The organism is Halobacillus sp. ACCC02827, assembly GCF_030291935.1.
Taxonomy (GTDB): domain Bacteria; phylum Bacillota; class Bacilli; order Bacillales; family Halobacillaceae; genus Halobacillus.
Genome location: NZ_CP128168.1, coordinates 705730 through 723417 on the forward strand (window position 1 = coordinate 705730; position 17688 = coordinate 723417).

A 17688-nucleotide genomic window follows, 5' to 3' on the forward strand; every position below is an offset into this window, starting at 1 on the left:
AAGGATGAAAGAATGGCCGGAACACGGCGGGAATCCGTTAAAAATAATGCAACGATATGATATGGGGGAAAAAAAGGTGATGGACTTCAGTGCAAATCTAAATCCGCTGGGACCACCGCCCGATCTTTCTCTGGCTGCCGCATTCCGTACCTTGGATGTCTATCCCGATCCTGATTACCGCAGCGAAGTGCAGGAGCTTGCCGATGCGCTCTTGGTCGAACCGGACATGATTCGCCTTACTAACGGAGGAGCAGAAGCGATTTTCCTCGTGGCACATCTGTTTGCGGGTAAATCCGCGCTGATCATCGAGCCGGCATTCTCCGAGTATGCAAGAGCATGTGAAGCATATCAAATAGATGTGACGCGTCTTAATTTAAAAGAGGATTTTGGTTTTCCCGTGCAGGAAGTGCTGACAGCGATCCCACAAACAGACCTGCTTTTTCTTTGTCGACCTAATAATCCTACGGGTACAATAATCCCGATTGATCGGCTCATACAAATGCTTGAAGAAGCGGAAAAGTCCGAGGTGACAGTGGTGGTCGATGAGGCCTTTGTTCACTTCCTTCCGCTGGAGGAACAAAATATCCTCCCGTTAATGGAGCGTTTTCCAAACTTGATTATCCTGCGTTCCTTGACGAAAATCTATGCGGTTCCGGGTCTTCGCCTTGGGTACATAGTGGCCCAACCCGAACAAATCAAGCGGGTTGCCGGGGTGCAGATCCCATGGAGTGTAAACGGAGTGGTTGCTTCTTTACTGCCCGATCTGCTCGCTCGAACAGACTATATACATAAAACCCGCCGTTTCGTACAGGAAGAGCGGGAGCGATTAGTGATTTCTTTGCATGAACTTGGATTTACGGTTTCACCATCTGTTTCTAATTTCTATCTGTTGAAGGATGCATCCGCGGCAAATTCCGACCCTTTGTTCGTTTATCTGGTTAAGAATGGAATCATTCCGCGTCACACCCATACGTTTTCCGGACTGGAAGGAACGTATATAAGGCTGGCTGTAAGAAAGAAGGAAGAAAACGATCGACTATTGGAGGTGCTGGCAGCTTGGAAGGGACAGTGACGTTCGTTTCTGGAGGCGCCCGTTCCGGCAAGAGCGCTTTTGCTGAGAGCAGGGCGAAGGTTAAATCCAGCACAGGAAAGCTTATTTATGTTGCGACAGCTGAAGTAGTGGATGAAGAAATGGAAGACCGGATTATACGGCACCGCAAAGATCGTGGGATAGAGTGGCGCACTATGGAAGCGCCGGTTCATATAGCAGGGGACTTAATGAAAGTGGAAGAGGGTTCTGCTGTGCTGATTGATTGTGTCACCATATGGGTCAGTCATTTAATGTATGACGAAAAGGAGGACCTGGGCATGATTCTGGAAAAGGTTAAGGAACTGCTGCGAATCGGTCGTGAGAAGCGGCTGCAGCTTATCTTCGTATCCAACGATGTCAATGAGGGAACTCCGGTGCAGGAACCTTCTGTCATGGAATACATAAGAACCCTTCAGGACGTGCACCAGCTCCTGGCAGCTAAAGCCGATGAAGCGTTTCAGGTCATTTCCGGCATCCCTCTTTCCTGGAAAGAAGGAATAGGTTGAAGACGGGCGTTTACGGTTTGATTCTCGCCATTCAGTTTTTGACGCGTATTCCGCTTACCATCGAATGTCCATGGGAACAAAGGACAATCAAAAGCGCTCTTCGATCTTATGGAATCGCAGGTTTCATCATTGGTATGCTGCTCGCAGCCCTATGGTGGGGGACGGTGCTCTACTTTCCTATATGGTTTGGCGGGCTGGCGGTCATTTCCCTGTGGGTATATGTATCCGGCGGCCTTCATCTCGACGGGCTGATGGATGCAGCCGATGCGAAAGGATCCAACAAGCCACTGGAAGGTAAATGGGAGATCATGAAAGATCCCCACGTTGGGAGTTTCGGGATATTAGCGCTCGTTTTCCATCTGGCATGGAAAACAAGCTTCATCTTCGGCCTGTTCGTTTATGGACTTGATAAGAATCTGCTCTTTTCTATCTTCTTCATTCCTGCGTTAAGCAGAGCAGCGGCATTGATCGTTCTGTATCAGCTTCCGTTGATGCGGGAGAAGGGTCTCGCTTTCGAGTGGAAGAAACATATGGACCGAAGGGATGTCATCATAGGTGTAGGTGTCGTTGTATGTGTGGGAGCGTTATCCATTTGGACGATCGTTCTCATGGCAGCTTATGCCGTCTACTACTTTATCTTACGTTGGTGGATTGTCAGGAACTTCCGTGGCGTAAATGGAGATTTAATCGGATTAACGATAGAGGGGGGAGAATTATGGGGGCTGTTCGTACTTTGGATTTGTATGTGGTTCGTCATGGGCTGACGAAAGCAAATATAGAGAAGCGCTATATCGGCCATTTGGACGAACCGGTAATGGAAGAGCGGATGGAAGAGATGTTTGAGTTGAAAAAAAGCTTATCCACGGTCGCTTTTGATGCCTGCTTCACAAGTGACAGGAGGCGCTGCCTGCAGACCCTCCACTATTTAAGGCCGGATCTGCAAGGGTGGAAGGACGTCCGTCTTCGTGAGATATCATTCGGAAAATGGGAGGGGAAAAGACACGAAGACCTTGTCCAGGATCCTTCTTATCAGAGGTGGTTAAAAGATTGGCAGAATACCGGTCCTGACGGAGGAGAACGATTTCCTGAGTTCCACGATCGGGTGGGTGTTTTTTTAAAGGAAATGGTTTCCTCTTCTTATGATCAGATTCTTCTCGTTACGCATGGGGGAGTTATTCGTTCTTTATATCAACACCTTCATCCGGAAGCATCCTTCTGGGATATAAGTCCGCCACACGGAAAAGGCTGCTATTTTAGAGTTAGTAAATCAGAGGAGGGATGGTCATGCACGTCGTGGTCGGAGGTGCCTGTTCAGGAAAACGAAAATACGTCCGAGAACACTTCCCTTCTTTAAATTGGGTGAGTGCTTATGAATCCCGGCAATGGTGTGAATGGAAGACTGTGCATGACGGGACGCTTGTTCTCGAAGGGTTCGAGGTATGGATCAGAGAAGCCCTTCAGCAAGGAATGACGCTGGAGGAGGTAAAGAAACTTTTTTTCACCTTCGTCGAGGACGTCAGGCATGCCGGACGTTCGGTCGTATTTATCCTTTTGGAGACAGGTCGGGGGATTGTCCCAATGGAGAAACTGGACAGAGATGGAAGGGATTTGTTGGGCTGGCTGACTCAGAAGTTGACAGGAAACGCGGATGAAGTGACCTATTGCTGGCACGGTTTGTGGACGACGCTCAAAGCATGACACCCATGACGGTGTCATTCGAAAGCTTATGCGTCTTGCAGGAGTCGATGCTCCATCATGGAAACAAAAGAACAGGAATAGAAAAACGCACCAAAAGCGCGGGCTTTTGGTGCGTTTTGTTTCTTAAGATAAACCTTTTCTTCCGTAAAGTTGGATGGTCATGCATCAACGGGAACGGTATGCCCTCTATCATTGTGCCCGGGCCAAAGTAAACCGATGGCAGCACCGATGACTGCCGGAACGATCCATCCAAGGCCGATATCATAAAACGGAAGGTAGGCCGCATAGGCGCTGTCCACGACATCAAGAAACGAAACAGCGGCATTCGGCAGGCTGTCTTTCAAAGCATTGTAGCCGTCGATGACGCTGACGAAGAATGTGAAAGCAACGGAAACGGTATAGACTTTTTGTTTATTACCGAAGAACGAAGAAGCGAGTCCGAGTAAAATCAGGACAATGGCGATAGGGTATAAGAACATCAGCACAGGAACTGCGAATTGGATAATTTTTGTCAATCCCAGGTTTGCAATTAAAAAAGATACGAAAGAAAGCAGAAACACAAATGTTTTATAGCTGACTTTCGGTACAATTTCGTGGAAGAACTCGCTGCACGCAGCAATTAAGCCGATGCTTGTCTTAAGACATGCAAGAACGATGATGATACCGAGAAGAACAGCTCCGAATGATCCAAAGTAATGCTTAGCCACTTCAGCGAATATGACGCCTCCATTGTCGAACAAGCCGATGGACATAACGCTTGAAGCGCCCATGTAGGTGATTAAACCATAAATAAGCATCATCAATCCCATGGCGAAAATTCCTGACTTCCAAGTCGCTTTGGCGACAGCTTTCTTATCCGTGATGCCTTTGCTCTTAATAGCATTGATGACAACAATACCGAAGGCGAGGGAAGCAAGAGCATCCATTGTATTGTATCCTTCCGTGAATCCGGTCATAAAGGCAAGATCAGTGTAGTCTCCGGATGGTGGCTGGAAACTGCCCATCGGTCTGACAAGTGCTACGATAATTAATAGGAATAAGAACACTAAAAAGGCCGGTGTCAGATATTTTCCGATGTAATCCATCACTTTTGCGGGATTCAGGCAGAAATAATAGACGATTGCGAAAAACACAAAGCTGAAAACAGCAAGCCAAAGGGTGGTTTGGCCTTCCGGAATAAAGGACTCGAAACCGACGACGAAAGGTACGGTCGCTGTCCGTGGAATAGCGAAGAATGGTCCGATCGTCAAATAAAGGACTGCTGCGAATCCGAGACCGAAGATGGGATGAACCCTTCCGGCAAGATCACGCAGACCACTGCTTCCGGATAACCCGATGGCCAATATTCCCATGAAAGGAAGGCCGATCGCCGTCACCAGAAAACCGATTAAAGCCGGCCAGAAGTTTGTACCCGCCAGCTGTCCGAGCTGGATGGGGAAGATGAGGTTCCCTGCTCCAAAAAACATTCCGAACAGCATCGTGCCGATGACGGCATAGGTTGAAAAAGGGATCTTTTTTTCCATAAGTATAGCTCCTTCTTGGTGTAATAATTGTTGAAGTTTTTTGATAATAGAGACTATAATAACAAGAATTCTTTCCGGATACAATGCCATTTTTCTTATTGATATTATTGGAAGTAAACGTCTTAGGTTATGGTTTAAAAGAATGGATATTAAAAAGAAAATCCACAGGCGCTTGACAGATGACCTAAGATCCTATATAGTTAAAGTTAATTATTCTTGTTCGTTTACGAATGAAAGCTTAAGTAACTGTTAAGTCACTTTCGTCTTGAATGAATTTGCAGAGCAATAATAGTAATACAATGTGGATTTATTCCACGCAGGAGGTAACAATATGTTACAAGGTACAGTTAAATGGTTCAACGCAGAAAAAGGTTTCGGTTTTATTGAAGTAGAAGGTCAAGATGATGTATTCGTACACTTCTCTGCAATCCAAGGCGAAGGTTTCAAAACTCTTGAAGAGAACGAAACAGTTTCTTTCGAAATCGTTGAAGGCGACCGTGGCCCACAAGCGGCTAACGTTCAAAAATAAGTCCTAAAGAAAAGCTTCCGGCTAACCCCGGAAGCTTTTTTTTATGCGTAAATTTACTAAAGTTTATTAGAGGTAATTATCGGGTGGATATAGATCAGGGAGAGAAAGGAGACAAAACCAGGCAATAATCGTTTAATTTTTCTGAAAATAATATTGAAAGCGCTTAATTGTTCTGGTATTATTCATGTAACGATAATATTTACTAAAGTTTTACTAATGTTTGGAGAGGGAGTAATTCATGACTACGATCAAGGAAATAGCTTTGCGTGCCAATTACTCAAGCAGCACCGTTTCAAGAGTGTTAAATCATGATACGACGCTTTCCGTTTCACCGGAGGCGAGATCAAAAATATTGAGTATAGCGAAAGAATTAGGTTATAAGACTGTGCAGGAACGAAAAGGTACGAATACTTCGAAGACAATTCCCGGGAAAGTAGGTGTTCTCATCTGCCATTCCCTTGAAGAGGAATTGAATGACGCGTACTTTATCCATATAAGACAGGGGGTGGAAAGTGAGTGTGAAAAGAGAGGGCTGGATCTGGCAGAGGTTCTTCGATTGAGTCAACTGAAGGCTGGAAAAATAAGTGATGAAATCAAAAATTTGATCGTTGTCGGGAGAATAAGTGAAGAGCTTCTAAGGGCGCTTACGGATCATTTGGAGAATGTCGTTTATATAAACCATTCGACGAACGATGATGTGTACGATGCGGTAGTAATTGATTTTGAACATGCAACCAGACAGGCGGTTGAACACCTGCTTGAACTTGGCTATAAGGATATTGGTTTCATAGGTGGACAGGAAGTAGAGCATTTCGTGGACAGGACGGAAGATCTGGAAGAAGGAAGAAAAGCCACGTTTCGAAAGATTATGGAGGAAAAGGGGCTATTCGCTGAAGAAAAATGTTTGGTTGGGCAGTTCCGTATTTCGGAGGGGTATCGGCTGATGAAAGAGATGATTGAGAGCAGCAGAGTCCCGGAAGCAGTGTTTGCATCCAGTGATGCGATGGCGGTCGGCGCGCTGCGGGCACTTCAAGAAAACAATTATCAAGTGCCTGATGATGTAGCGATCATAGGGTTCAACGATATCGAGTTGGCTAGCTATGCGAGCACACCACTTACTACAGTTCGAGTGCATACAGAAGAAATGGGGAAGACCGGGGTGAAGCTTATGATCGACCGCTTGGAAGGCCGCAACATCCCAATGAAGGTGGTTCTTCCTACCGAATTAATTATTCGTGAAAGCTGTGGGAGCAGGAAAAGGGATTTGCAAAAAAAGGGGATATCCTAATACCTTTACAGCTTTAAGGAGGTGAGGCCTTGGGGGAAAGAAATGATTCGTACATCCACCTGTTTTGGGAAGGACAGGCAGATGCACAGTGGTAAACAGCTGAAGACTGTCTTGCTTAGGGATCAGCTTCAGCGCTTAAAGTATATCGGATTACTTATAAGGGAATCAAATGTTTCGCTCGTATGGGTAAAGAATGACTACATTTAGGAGGAACAACGATGAACAATAGATGGTACAGCCTTATTGTCATAGCCATTATAGGTGTTTTCCTTGTCGGCTGCTCAGACAGCTCTGCCAGCGGAGATGGGGATAAAACGGTACTTACTTTTTATTCGACGGCGACTACGGAAGAAGATAAGCAGGTATTACAGGAAACAATCAAAGAATTTGAAGAAGAGTATCCGGACATCGACATTGAAGACAATTATCCGGGGAGCGGATATGAAGATATGATCCGTGTAAAAATGGCTGCAAACGATATGCCGGATCTGTTTGATACCCATGGTTGGTCACAGCAAAGGTATGGGGAATATGTGGCTGATTTAAGTGATATGGAGTGGGTGGAACGACTGGATCCTGCTCTTGATACCATTCTTAAGGATGAGGATGGAATGGTATATGCGTATCCATTAAATCAGGCGAAAGATGGAATAAATTATAACGAGAGCTTACTGGAGGAGTATGGAATCGAACCTCCTGCGACATTTGATGAGTTCATGGCAGCTTTAGAGACTATTAAAGAGAAAAGCGGTGGAGAAGTGACGCCGCTCTGGATTAATGGTTCGGACAAATCTGCTTTCGGACAATATTTCGATCAATTTGCAACACCGTTACTGGTTACAGACGAAGAGAATAATTACGAAGAAGAACTATTGGATGGCACGTTTGACTGGTCCAACTATACGTATCTTCCGGAAAAATTGAAGGAAATGCAAGATGAAGAGTTATTGAATAAAGATGTATTGACAGCTCAAATACAACAGCGTACACAATTGATGGCGCAAGGAAAGATTGGCTTTGTGTTTGGCGGAGGCTCCATCGGGACAGCTGTAGAAGAGCTTAATCCTGATGTTAAGGTCGGAGTTATTCCTATGCCGATCATTCATGATGGAGATGAACCAAGCTGGATCGGCGGCGAGCGTCATACTGTCGCTGTCTCAAAAAATACGGAACACATGGAAGAAGCGGAGACATTCATTGAATACCTGGCGCGTCCGGAAGTTGCCAAGAAAGTAGCGGAAGGAACCTCTCTGCCTGCTGGATTGACCGGCATCGATGCAGACAACTATTTCAAAGCATACTATGACAAATATGAAGGTGTGATGGTCGAGCCTTATTTTGACCGTATCTATCTACCGAGCGGCATGTGGGATGTTATGGGGGCTACAGGGCAGGAGTTGTTGTCCGATTCCATGAGTCCGAAGGAAGTTTCAGAGAAAATGTCCGAAGAATATACAAGATTGAGAGAATAGAAGGAGGGTGACAACCCTCCTTGAAAATCCAGCATCTATTATAGGAGATGGATATCATGAGTGAAATGGTTCGAAAAACAGAAAGGACGCTCGTTAAGGAGCAAGATCGTTCAGAGAGAAAACGACAGAAGAAAAGCAAATCCGGGTCCCTTTGGTGGATGTATCTACCGGCTCTCCTCGTTGTATCTGTGTTTATCCTGTATCCGTTCTTGAACGGGATTCGTGTATCCTTTACAGATTGGAACGGGTTCTCACAGACGAAAAACTGGGTGGGGTTCGAGCAATATACAAGAATGTTTCAAGACCCGGATACGTGGCTCGTTGTAAAGAATACGCTGCTATATGGTATCGGGAGTACAATTTTTCAAAATGTGATCGGTCTGCTTTATGCGCTTCTGCTTAACCAAAGCATCCGTTTTAAAGCGGTGACGAGAACGATTGTATATTTACCTGTCATCATCAGCCCGCTTGTCATGGGTTACATTTGGTATTTCTTCTTCGCATATCAGAATGGGGCGTTGAATGATGTATTGATGCTCTTTGGAATGGAGAGTGTCAATGCGCTCGGTAACCCTGACTTGAACCCGTGGATCATTGTCTTCGTGAATACTTATCAGTTCGTTGGAATTGCGATGATCATATACTTAGCCGGCCTTCAGGGGATCTCTAAAGATTACTATGAAGCGGCGAATATCGATGGAGCATCCGCTCTTCAGAAATTCAAGAGCATTACCCTGCCGTTGTTGATGCCCGCCATCACTATCAATATGGTTTTAAATATCATTGGCGGACTAAAGTTGTTCGATGTGATCGTGGCACTGACGAACGGTGGCCCGGGAAACGCCTCGCAATCGATGTCGACATTCATGTACTCGCTTTACTTCAACAGACAGGATGCCGGTTATGCAGCGACCCAGGGTGTGCTGATGGCATTTATTATCCTGATATTGAGTCTGCTCGCTCTTGTCTACTTCAAGCGTAAGGAGGTCGATGCATCGTGAATGATTCCGGGAAGAAATCTAAGAAACTATGGACGATCGTGGCCATCGTCATCTCGATCGTTCACCTTATTCCTTTCTACATTCTCATAACGACAGCTTTTAAAGCGAATAACGATTTCAGTTCGCGTTGGGTTTTACCGGAATCGTGGAGTTTCCAGAACTTTACCCAAGCATGGGAAACAGCGAGTCTTGGTACAGCCTTCTTTAATACGATGGTGATTACTGCATGTGCAGCCGTCCTGTTGATTATCTTTGGCTCGCTTGCAGCGTATCCTTTGGCGCGTTTGAATACGAGATTGAATAAGTTCGTTTATTTTCTTTTTATCGCTATCATGATTATTCCACCATTGACTGCACTTGTTCCGTTGTACCAGCTGGTCGTGGATATCGGGTTGATGAACACGAGGACGGTTGCCATTCTGAATAACTTGGCTGCGTTTCTTCCTTTGACGATTTTCTTATATGCGGGCTTCATCCGGTCGACTGTACCGAAGGAGCTGGAAGAGGCAGCAAAAATGGATGGGGCCAACACGTTGATGATTTTCTTCCGTGTTGTATTTCCACTTCTCAAGCCGATTACCGCGACGGTATTAATCATCTCCTGTGTATTTATCTGGAATGATTATCAATTTGCAATCTTCTTCCTTCAGGATAAAGAAGTACAGACACTGACGGTAGCCTTGGCCGGCTTCTTCGGGCAGAATCAAAACAACTTGAATCTGGTCGCCTCTGCTGCTCTTATGTCCATGCTTCCAATGACGATTCTGTTTTTATTTCTACAGAAGTATTTTGTCGCTGGTCTATCTTCAGGATCAATTAAAGGCTAATTTATTAAGAGTTAGGAGAATATATCATGTCTAAAATTACATTCTTAGGTGCTGGGAGCACGATTTTTGCTAAAAACGTACTTGGTGACTGTATGCTCACTCCAAGTATTCAAGGATTTGAATTTGCCCTGTTCGATATCGACCAGCAGCGGTTGAGTGAGTCGGAGCGAATGTTGAAAAACTTGAAAGAGAGTACGGGGAGTACCGTGACCGTGAAAGCTTATACGGATCGTAAAGAAGCTCTTCGTGGCGCCAAATATGTCATCAATGCGATTCAAGTTGGAGGGTATAAGCCAAGTACCGTAATCGACTTCGACATTCCGAAGAAATACGGCCTGCGTCAAACGATTGCAGACACGGTGGGGATTGGCGGGATATTCCGTGCTTTGCGCACGATTCCGGTAATGATGGATTTTGCTCAGGATATCGAGGAAGTTTGTCCAGACGCTCTCTTCCTTAATTATACGAACCCGATGGCCGCGCTTACAGGGGCAATGCTCCACCACACTTCCGTCCAAACGGTCGGCCTCTGCCACAGCGTTCAAGCAGCAGTACCCGAATTGTTTCGATCGTTAAATATGGATGATACGGACATCCAGTGGAAAATTGCCGGCATCAATCATATGGCATGGCTTCTTGAAGTGAAGAAGGACGGCAAAGATCTTTATCCGGAAATCAAAAGGCGTGCACAGGAAAAGCAGAAAGAGAAACATGATGATATGGTGCGTTTTGAATTGATGAACCGCTTCGGATACTATGTGACGGAATCGTCGGAACATAATGCGGAGTATCATCCGTACTTTATCAAAGGTCGTTATCCGGAATTGATTGAGCGGTTCCATATACCTCTCGATGAATATCCTCGCCGCTGTGTGAAGCAGATCAGCGATTGGGAGAAGATGAGGGAGGAAGTCGTGCATAATTCGAATTTGACCCATGAGCGGACACATGAATATGCTTCGTATATCATCGATGCGATGGAAACAGATCGTCCGTTCCGCCTTCATGGTAATGTATTAAATACAGGAGGACTTATTTCAAATCTTCCGAACAAGGCGGTCGTAGAGGTCCCTTGTCTTGTCGATAGAAATGGTGTCACTCCATGCCGTATCGGTGACTTGCCGGAGCAGTTGGCAGCCTTGAACCGCACGAATATAAATACCCAGCTGTTGACGATCGAAGCAGCTATCACCGGCAAGCGTGATCATATCTATCACGCCGCGATGCTCGATCCTCATACGGCTGCAGAGCTGTCGCTCGATGATATCGTCTCTCTTTGCGATGAGCTCATAGATGCGCACGGGGCTTGGATTCCAAAATTTGAAAAAAGTAATGTTCTTGTATAATTAAAGGAAGAACCGCAGGGGAAAATTCCTCTGCGGTTTTATCTATTAATGAATGGAAAGGTTTAAGAAGGATGGGTTTCGTCAAAAGTACACCAAGAGGAGGAAAACCTATGAAATCCACGAAAAGTTACAAAGAAAGGCTTAAGCAGTTAAATCCGAAGCAGGCAATAGAGAAAGGGCGCGCTCATTTCTCAGAAAAAGAGTATGGGGAGAAACTGCGCCGGTACAGTGGACGCCTCGGCGCGAAGGTCGTCTACTACAGCCTGCTCCTTTATTATGCCTTCCGAAAACCGGAAACGCCCAAGAAAGCGAAGCTCACGATTATGGGTGCCCTCGGTTATTTGATTCTTCCGGTAGACCTCATTCCGGACTTCATACCCGGTGTAGGTTTAGCGGATGACAGTGCCGTGATTGCCTATGCCATCTCCCAGATTATTTCCCATATTGATGAAGAGGTCGAGAGGAAAGCGGAACAGCGGGTCAGCAGGCTTTTCGGAAGGGACTTGGATGAAGAGGAGCGGACGCTTCCTCGGGCTGAGCGGTAGACTTTGTGCTTTAGCGATGCAGGAAAGTACGATATAATAGGCGTGTTTTGAGAAAAAGGAGAATGAACATGCCTTTGCAGACGAAGCCCTTGATAACCGATGGGGATTTTTTTCAACATTTAAATATAAAAAATAAATATAAACAGCCGTTCCGAGAATGTATGGTTCGTACAGCTGCGAAGCTGCTGGACACAACGACGAGTGAAAGCCGTCCGGGTATGCTTCTCGGTAAGGTACAGTCCGGGAAGACGAGGACGTTCCTTGGGGTGATGGGACTGATGTATGATAACGGATTCGATGTCGTCATCCTGTTGACGAAAGGAACGAATGCGCTCGTCAGACAGACATGCAGCCGGTTAGAGGAGGAGTTCGAAGCTCCGCTGAAGGCGGACGCCATGCGGGTGTATGACATTATGAAAATGCCGGATCGACTTTCTAAATATGAATGGTCTCAGAAGCTGGCATTTGTCGTAAAAAAGGAAACCCGCAATCTCGATCGATTGAAGGAAACCATGCTTGAGAAGTATCCGGAGCTAGCCGGAAAACGCGTACTGTTCATCGATGATGAAGCGGATTTCGCAAGTGTTGCCTATGAACATAAGCGGGATCAGAACATTACCGAGCTGCGAGTCATCGCAACAAAAATCAATGAACTGCGGCAGCTGCTTGCCCAACCGGCATTTCTTCAGGTAACGGCGACACCGTATTCTCTCTATCTGCAGCCGGAAGACTTAACGTTCCATAAAGGGAAGGTGTTCGAACCAGTCCGGCCTGCGTTCACGGAATTAGTCCCTGTTCACGACCGGTATATCGGAGGGGAAGTCTACTTCGAAATGAGTGAGCAGGAAGGTCATCTTGCTTCCTATCTTTTTCATCCGGTCGAGGAGAAAGAGCTGGAAGTAATGAAGAAAATGGACGGACGCCGTGTGAAGATGGACCGTCTGCTCACCCAGAAGTCTATTGCGAATATCCGTCATGCCGTCATGAACTTCCTTGTAGGCGCAAGCATTCGCCGCTGGCAGCAGCGGGCGATGGGGCAGAAGCGGAAGAAGTATGCCTTTATCATCCACACGGAACGAGGGAAAAGCGCCCACAGCTGGCAGGCGGAATTGATGGAAGGGTTCCGGACGCTTCTGACCGCGGAAGCGGAAAAGCAGTCCGAATTGTTCCGGGAATTGATCCGCACCTCTTTTGACGGAATCATTCGTTCCGTAAGTAAGTTGAAGAAGCATCCGGTTCCTGAGTTTCCTGATATTTATGAAGAGGTACGCCATTCCCTGCTTGAGGAGCATCTGGTCAGCAGTGTCGTCAACTCGGAAAGGGATATCCGTGATTTGCTTGATGATCAGGGAGAATTGCAGCTGCGCGCCCCGATGAACATTTTTATTGGTGGACAGATTCTGGACCGTGGAGTGACCGTTCATCATTTGATCGGCTTCTTCTATGGAAGGAACCCGAAATCTTTTCAACAGGATACGGTTCTCCAACATTCAAGAATGTACGGAGCCCGTCCTGTCGCAGATCTTGCTGTTACCCGTTTCTATACGACGGTAAAGATTTATGATGTGATGAAGAGGATTCATGAATTTGACGCAGAGCTGCGCCGTGTCTTTGAGAAAGGCGGACATCAGCAGGGCGTTGTCTTCATACAAAGGGATGGAAAGGAAGAGATCCTGCCTTGCAGCCCTAATAAGATCATGCTCTCCAGTCTGACAATGATCAAACCGCATAAAAGGATCCTTCCGATAGGCTTCCAGACGGGATACAAAACGAATATTCAAAAGCATATTCATACTTTGGACAAGCTGATAGATAAGGCGAAGGCGTCTGCTGTCCGGGAAGAAAACGGAGCCTTCCTCATCCGTAAATCCGAAGCTAAAGAGATGCTTCGGATTGTGTATGAAACGCTGGAAATGGAAGAAGGGTACACGTTCCACCTGGATGAGTATGAAGCGTTGATTGATTACCTTTGTGCAGAATCCGATAACGGTGACTATGTATGGTTGTTATCCCGCACTCATCGACAGGTGAAGCGGTTCAAGAAGGATGGGAAGTTCGAAAACTCTCCGGATACTCCAGGTAAAGGCAGCGGAGAGCTTGCATTGGCAAGAAAAGTGGCGGAAAGCTCCCCCGCACTCCTGATGTTGAGACAGGAAGGAAAGAAAGAGAACGGGTGGCGGGGAAGTCCGTTCTGGTGGCCTGTCCTCATTGCCCAGGCCCGAATCGCCCCAACGGTCTATGCGGATAAAATCATAAAATAACAGCGTATGAAAAACTCCGAACGGTCACTCCGTTCGGGGTTTGTTTTTTTCTCATAAGGTGGGAAGAGAAGAAGGAGGAACTTTGGCCGATTTCTCGGATGCTGATGTATAATAGGAATATATACCTGGTATGCAGGATCGGGAAGCAAAGGGGAGAAAGTTCATGCATGAAGAAATACTGGGACAGTATAATTGGTGGCTGGTGGTCTTATCCATCGCCGTCTCCATTCTGTCTTCATATACAGCACTGCTCCTCGTAAGGAGGATGATGCAGACGGAAGGAGCTGTCCGCTGGAAGTGGCTGCTTATCGGAAGTTTGACCTTCGGAGTGGGTATTTGGTCGATGCATTTCGTCGCCATGCTCGCGTACAAAATGGATATGGTCGTTACCTATAAAGCATGGGGAGTAACGCTTAGTGTTATAGCAGCAATATTCTCCAGTTTTCTCGCCTTCTATCTTATCAGCAGGAAAGAGAGAAGATGGTTTCATCATATCTTGGGGAGTGTCCTGATCGGACTGAGTATCGTCTCCATGCATTATATAGGGATGGACGCGATGGAAATGGGGATGCGTATTGAGTATGATCCCCTTTGGGTCGCCCTATCCATTGGTATCGCATTGGCTGCCTCTTTTGCTGCACTCCAATTATTTACGATCTCTGCGAACGTAAAGAGAGAAGAAGCCGACTATACCAATTTAAAATGGTGGGGAAGTTCTTTAGGCATGGGAGCAGCCATTTCCGGCATGCATTATACAGGAATGTATTCGGCCTCTTTCCATCCAATGGAGGAAGAAAAAATTTCCTCCGCAGTACCGGTGATCGATCCGACTCTTCTCGGTTTGTGTATCGCTTTTGGTGTCATGGCGACCATCGGTTTTCTCATTAAGTTGATTGCATTTGATACGAAGATGGAGTCCACGACCGACCGTCTTCATTTGGCGAATCAGATGTACAAGTCCATCGTGGAGTCAGCGAACGATGCGGTGATCACTTCGGATGCGTCGGGTCGTGTCCTCTCTTGGAACAGGGCTGCGGAACGGATTTTCGGTCACAGAAAAGAAGAAATGTACGGAAAAAGTCTTCGGAAGCTCACTCCGGGTCCCTACGAAGAAGGTGACCTTTCTAAGATGGTTCAAGTAATCGGAAGGACAGTAGAGCTGGAGGGGCTGCATAAAGCCGGCCATACGTTTCCAGTCGAATTGTCACTGGCTAAGATCGATGACCATGGAAAGGTCTTTTACATAGGCATCATTCGCGATATAACCGAAAGAAAGGAAGCTCATGCAAGGATACAAGAGCTCGTTTTCAAGGATGATTTGACTCAGCTGCCAAACCGTCGTGCGTTGTATGAATATTTGTTTGAATCCATGCAGAAGGAAAAGAGCGATGCTTCATCGGCTGTCATGTTCCTTGACTTGGATCGCTTCAAACATGTGAACGATGTGTATGGTCATAGGATCGGTGATTTACTTCTGAGCGAAACGGCCGAAAGGATGAGAGGCTGTCTCGACGAGGAGGATTTACTTGTCAGGCAGAGTGGAGATGAATTCGTCGTTGTTCTACCGGAGCCTTCTGAGGGAGAAGCCCGCAGGAAGGCTGAAAGCATCATGAAAGCAATGGCTTTGCCATTTCTTATTGATGACCGGGAAATCTACATGTCTGTATCTATTGGAATCTCGCTCTTTCCGAAAGATGGACATGATTCGGAGCTTATATTGAAGCATGCCGATACTGCGATGTATCAGGCGAAGCAAAGCGGTGGAAATCAATATGTCTTCTTCACGAATCAAATCAGTGCCATGATTTCAAGGAAAGTACAGCTGGAAGCAGGTCTTAGAAAAGCAGTGGAGAGAGGCGAAATAGAGGTTCATTATCAGCCTCAGATTAAAGTCAGTACGGGGGATGTGATTGGATTTGAAGCATTAGTAAGATGGCGTCACCCGCATCTGGGTATGATATCCCCGGCTGAATTCATCCCTATTGCAGAAGAAACGAAGCTCATCATTCCTTTGGGGGAACTGGTATTGCGGGAGGCCTGTGTTCAATTTCAGAAATGGGTGGACGCAGGGTATAAAGTAGAACGGATTGCAGTCAATCTTTCTTCGGTTCAGTTTCGCCAGCCCTCCTTCTTAAAGGTTGTAGAAAGAGTGATGGAAGAAACGGGAATGGCTCCCCGACACTTGGAGTTTGAGTTAACGGAATCTATTGTACAGGATTCTGAAACCGCGATTCCCGTCATGCATGAACTTAAACGACGGGGGTTCACTCTTTCTTTGGATGATTTCGGTACCGGATATTCTTCTCTCAGCTATCTTAAAGACTTCCCGCTCGACACCCTGAAAATCGACAAATCGTTTATACAGACGATAAATGAAAACTATAAGGAACGTGCGGTCGTTGATGCTATTATCAGTATCGCTGCCAAGCTTGATCTCTCTGTCATTGCAGAGGGGGTAGAAACACTCGAGCAGCTCGAATATTTACAAGGAGTCGGATGTGAAGAGTACCAGGGATATTATTTCAGCCCTCCGCTTTCCAGTGAAAAAGTGTGGACTCTACTGAAAAAGTGTGCGCTTAGTCAATAATAGGAACTCCTGTATAAGCTGGAGTTCCTAGATGAACGCGATTGAGAACGAAATATTACACAGGCAGTAGAAAAAATGTATACCTGATGGTAAAATATGTATCATACATAGAGGTTAGGGTAGGTGCATGATACGTCTAAACCCTCCTAAAACGTTGTGCAGGTGCTCTTCTGTCTTAGGGTAACTTGCTCTGTTTTAAGAGGGAAGTGGATGAATGATTGTTCGTTATGTCGAATGATGGAAAGAGAAGGATCTGATTTTGTCTAACTATGGGAGGTTTTACGAAAGATGATTCGAGTAATGATTGTAGACGATCATGCTGTGCTGCGTGATGGAATCGCCCTTGTCTTCCAGTTGGAGAAGGATATGGAAGTCGTTGCTCAGGCAGGTACTGCGGAGGAAGTAAGAAGGAAGGTGCCGATTGTCCAACCGGATATTCTATTGATGGACATCCATCTTCAGGAGGAGTCGGGGATTGAGCTTACCAGGTTTATAAGGGATGAATACCCTGATATGAAAGTGTTGATGCTGACGATTGAGGATGAAGAAATGTATTTGAAGCAAGCACTGCAAGCGGGGGCCTCCGGTTACTTATTGAAGGAAACATCAAGTGAAGAGCTGATCCACGGAGTCCGAAACGTGTACAAAGGCTACTGCGTGATCCCTCCTTCCATGACGGCCCATTTGTTAACAGATAAAACGGGCGGCCGTCATACAAAGAAGCCCTCTACGCTTACACAGCGGGAACAGGAAGTACTTCAGGAGCTTGTCAAAGGCTTTACGAACAAAGAAATAGCACACTCCTTGTTTATCAGCGATAAAACAGTGAAAATTCATATCAGTAATATCTATCGGAAGCTTCAGGTGAAAAGTCGTTCTCAGGCGATCCTCTATGCAGTCAGGAATCAGTTGCTGCTGCCGATAGAATCTTTTGAGTGACCCTCCATTTATGGAGGGTTTTTTCTTTTTTGGAGCAGGCTACTACTTTTGGTATAGATCCGTCTTACAACCTATG

At 46.1% G+C, this 17688-nt stretch carries 16 protein-coding genes; 15 read left to right on the forward strand and 1 reads right to left on the reverse strand.

What is annotated here, in order from left to right; genetic code table 11:
* The first annotated feature begins 4 nt into the window (after window positions 1-4).
* Genes cobD through QRD89_RS03580 form a run of 5 tightly spaced genes read left to right on the forward strand, consistent with a single transcriptional unit; the run spans window position 5 to window position 3294 of the window.
* Window positions 5-1072 carry a threonine-phosphate decarboxylase CobD gene (gene cobD, locus QRD89_RS03560; protein ID WP_062515432.1) on the forward strand — a complete coding sequence of 356 codons (1068 nt, stop codon included), beginning with the start codon at window positions 5-7 and terminating at the stop codon, window positions 1070-1072.
* Window positions 1057-1596, forward strand: a complete 540-nt coding sequence (locus tag QRD89_RS03565; protein ID WP_286096347.1) for a bifunctional adenosylcobinamide kinase/adenosylcobinamide-phosphate guanylyltransferase — start codon at window positions 1057-1059, stop codon at window positions 1594-1596. The genes cobD and QRD89_RS03565 overlap by 16 nt, the downstream gene beginning before the upstream one ends.
* Entirely contained in the window at window positions 1593-2360 is a 768-nt protein-coding gene (locus tag QRD89_RS03570) for an adenosylcobinamide-GDP ribazoletransferase (protein ID WP_008633860.1), read from the forward strand. Before QRD89_RS03565 ends, QRD89_RS03570 begins: the two co-directional genes overlap by 4 nt.
* Window positions 2312-2950 (forward strand): histidine phosphatase family protein, encoded by a 639-nt coding sequence (locus tag QRD89_RS03575; protein WP_008633858.1) that lies wholly within the window; start codon window positions 2312-2314, stop codon window positions 2948-2950. Before QRD89_RS03570 ends, QRD89_RS03575 begins: the two co-directional genes overlap by 49 nt.
* Window positions 2881-3294 carry a bifunctional adenosylcobinamide kinase/adenosylcobinamide-phosphate guanylyltransferase gene (locus QRD89_RS03580; protein WP_026578673.1) on the forward strand — a complete coding sequence of 138 codons (414 nt, stop codon included), beginning with the start codon at window positions 2881-2883 and terminating at the stop codon, window positions 3292-3294. Before QRD89_RS03575 ends, QRD89_RS03580 begins: the two co-directional genes overlap by 70 nt.
* A gap of 158 nt (window positions 3295-3452) precedes the next feature.
* Here the strand turns inward: QRD89_RS03580 and brnQ are convergent, their stop codons facing one another.
* The gene (brnQ, locus tag QRD89_RS03585) at window positions 3453-4817 is read right to left on the reverse strand and encodes a branched-chain amino acid transport system II carrier protein (RefSeq protein ID WP_035388630.1); all 1365 of its coding nucleotides are present in this window, start codon (window positions 4815-4817) and stop codon (window positions 3453-3455) included.
* Window positions 4818-5148: 331 nt separating this feature from the next.
* Between brnQ and QRD89_RS03590 the strand changes: the two genes are divergently transcribed.
* The 10 genes from QRD89_RS03590 to QRD89_RS03635 all read left to right on the forward strand — a co-directional run bounded on the left by QRD89_RS03590 (window position 5149) and on the right by QRD89_RS03635 (window position 17612).
* Window positions 5149-5346 carry a cold-shock protein gene (locus tag QRD89_RS03590; RefSeq protein WP_008633850.1) on the forward strand — a complete coding sequence of 66 codons (198 nt, stop codon included), beginning with the start codon at window positions 5149-5151 and terminating at the stop codon, window positions 5344-5346.
* 238 nt (window positions 5347-5584) lie between these two features.
* The gene (locus QRD89_RS03595) at window positions 5585-6634 is read left to right on the forward strand and encodes a LacI family DNA-binding transcriptional regulator (RefSeq protein ID WP_008633849.1); all 1050 of its coding nucleotides are present in this window, start codon (window positions 5585-5587) and stop codon (window positions 6632-6634) included.
* A 218-nt stretch (window positions 6635-6852) separates the two neighbouring features.
* Window positions 6853-8106 carry an ABC transporter substrate-binding protein gene (locus tag QRD89_RS03600; protein ID WP_286096348.1) on the forward strand — a complete coding sequence of 418 codons (1254 nt, stop codon included), beginning with the start codon at window positions 6853-6855 and terminating at the stop codon, window positions 8104-8106.
* A gap of 56 nt (window positions 8107-8162) precedes the next feature.
* Window positions 8163-9107, forward strand: coding sequence for a carbohydrate ABC transporter permease (locus QRD89_RS03605; protein ID WP_026578670.1), 945 nt, complete (start codon window positions 8163-8165; stop codon window positions 9105-9107).
* Window positions 9104-9934 (forward strand): carbohydrate ABC transporter permease, encoded by an 831-nt coding sequence (locus QRD89_RS03610; protein ID WP_026578669.1) that lies wholly within the window; start codon window positions 9104-9106, stop codon window positions 9932-9934. Before QRD89_RS03605 ends, QRD89_RS03610 begins: the two co-directional genes overlap by 4 nt.
* 26 nt (window positions 9935-9960) lie before the next feature.
* Window positions 9961-11280 carry an alpha-glucosidase/alpha-galactosidase gene (locus QRD89_RS03615; protein ID WP_008633842.1) on the forward strand — a complete coding sequence of 440 codons (1320 nt, stop codon included), beginning with the start codon at window positions 9961-9963 and terminating at the stop codon, window positions 11278-11280.
* Window positions 11281-11390: 110 nt separating this feature from the next.
* Window positions 11391-11825 carry a YkvA family protein gene (locus QRD89_RS03620; protein ID WP_008633841.1) on the forward strand — a complete coding sequence of 145 codons (435 nt, stop codon included), beginning with the start codon at window positions 11391-11393 and terminating at the stop codon, window positions 11823-11825.
* A 68-nt stretch (window positions 11826-11893) separates the two neighbouring features.
* Complete coding sequence (locus tag QRD89_RS03625) at window positions 11894-14086, forward strand: Z1 domain-containing protein (protein ID WP_286096349.1); 2193 nt, start codon at window positions 11894-11896, stop codon at window positions 14084-14086.
* Window positions 14087-14249: 163 nt separating this feature from the next.
* Complete coding sequence (locus tag QRD89_RS03630; protein ID WP_286096350.1) at window positions 14250-16673, forward strand: bifunctional diguanylate cyclase/phosphodiesterase; 2424 nt, start codon at window positions 14250-14252, stop codon at window positions 16671-16673.
* A gap of 288 nt (window positions 16674-16961) precedes the next feature.
* Window positions 16962-17612: a response regulator gene (locus QRD89_RS03635; protein WP_008633834.1), complete on the forward strand. Its 651-nt coding sequence runs from the start codon at window positions 16962-16964 to the stop codon at window positions 17610-17612.
* The last annotated feature ends 76 nt before the right edge of the window (window positions 17613-17688 follow it).

Bases quoted from the DNA above. Each gene is read 5' to 3' on its own strand.
- QRD89_RS03635 (WP_008633834.1), top strand. From the start codon at position 16,962: ATGATTCGAGTAATGATTGTAGACGATCATGCTGTGCTGCGTGATGGA.
- QRD89_RS03620 (WP_008633841.1), top strand. From the start codon at position 11,391: ATGAAATCCACGAAAAGTTACAAAGAAAGGCTTAAGCAGTTAAATCCG.
- cobD (WP_062515432.1), top strand. From the start codon at position 5: ATGAAAGAATGGCCGGAACACGGCGGGAATCCGTTAAAAATAATGCAA.
- QRD89_RS03595 (WP_008633849.1), top strand. From the start codon at position 5,585: ATGACTACGATCAAGGAAATAGCTTTGCGTGCCAATTACTCAAGCAGC.
- QRD89_RS03600 (WP_286096348.1), top strand. From the start codon at position 6,853: ATGAACAATAGATGGTACAGCCTTATTGTCATAGCCATTATAGGTGTT.
- QRD89_RS03575 (WP_008633858.1), top strand. From the start codon at position 2,312: ATGGGGGCTGTTCGTACTTTGGATTTGTATGTGGTTCGTCATGGGCTG.
- QRD89_RS03615 (WP_008633842.1), top strand. From the start codon at position 9,961: ATGTCTAAAATTACATTCTTAGGTGCTGGGAGCACGATTTTTGCTAAA.
- brnQ (WP_035388630.1), bottom strand. From the start codon at position 4,817: ATGGAAAAAAAGATCCCTTTTTCAACCTATGCCGTCATCGGCACGATG.
- QRD89_RS03625 (WP_286096349.1), top strand. From the start codon at position 11,894: ATGCCTTTGCAGACGAAGCCCTTGATAACCGATGGGGATTTTTTTCAA.
- QRD89_RS03590 (WP_008633850.1), top strand. From the start codon at position 5,149: ATGTTACAAGGTACAGTTAAATGGTTCAACGCAGAAAAAGGTTTCGGT.
- QRD89_RS03580 (WP_026578673.1), top strand. From the start codon at position 2,881: ATGCACGTCGTGGTCGGAGGTGCCTGTTCAGGAAAACGAAAATACGTC.
- QRD89_RS03605 (WP_026578670.1), top strand. From the start codon at position 8,163: ATGAGTGAAATGGTTCGAAAAACAGAAAGGACGCTCGTTAAGGAGCAA.
- QRD89_RS03630 (WP_286096350.1), top strand. From the start codon at position 14,250: ATGCATGAAGAAATACTGGGACAGTATAATTGGTGGCTGGTGGTCTTA.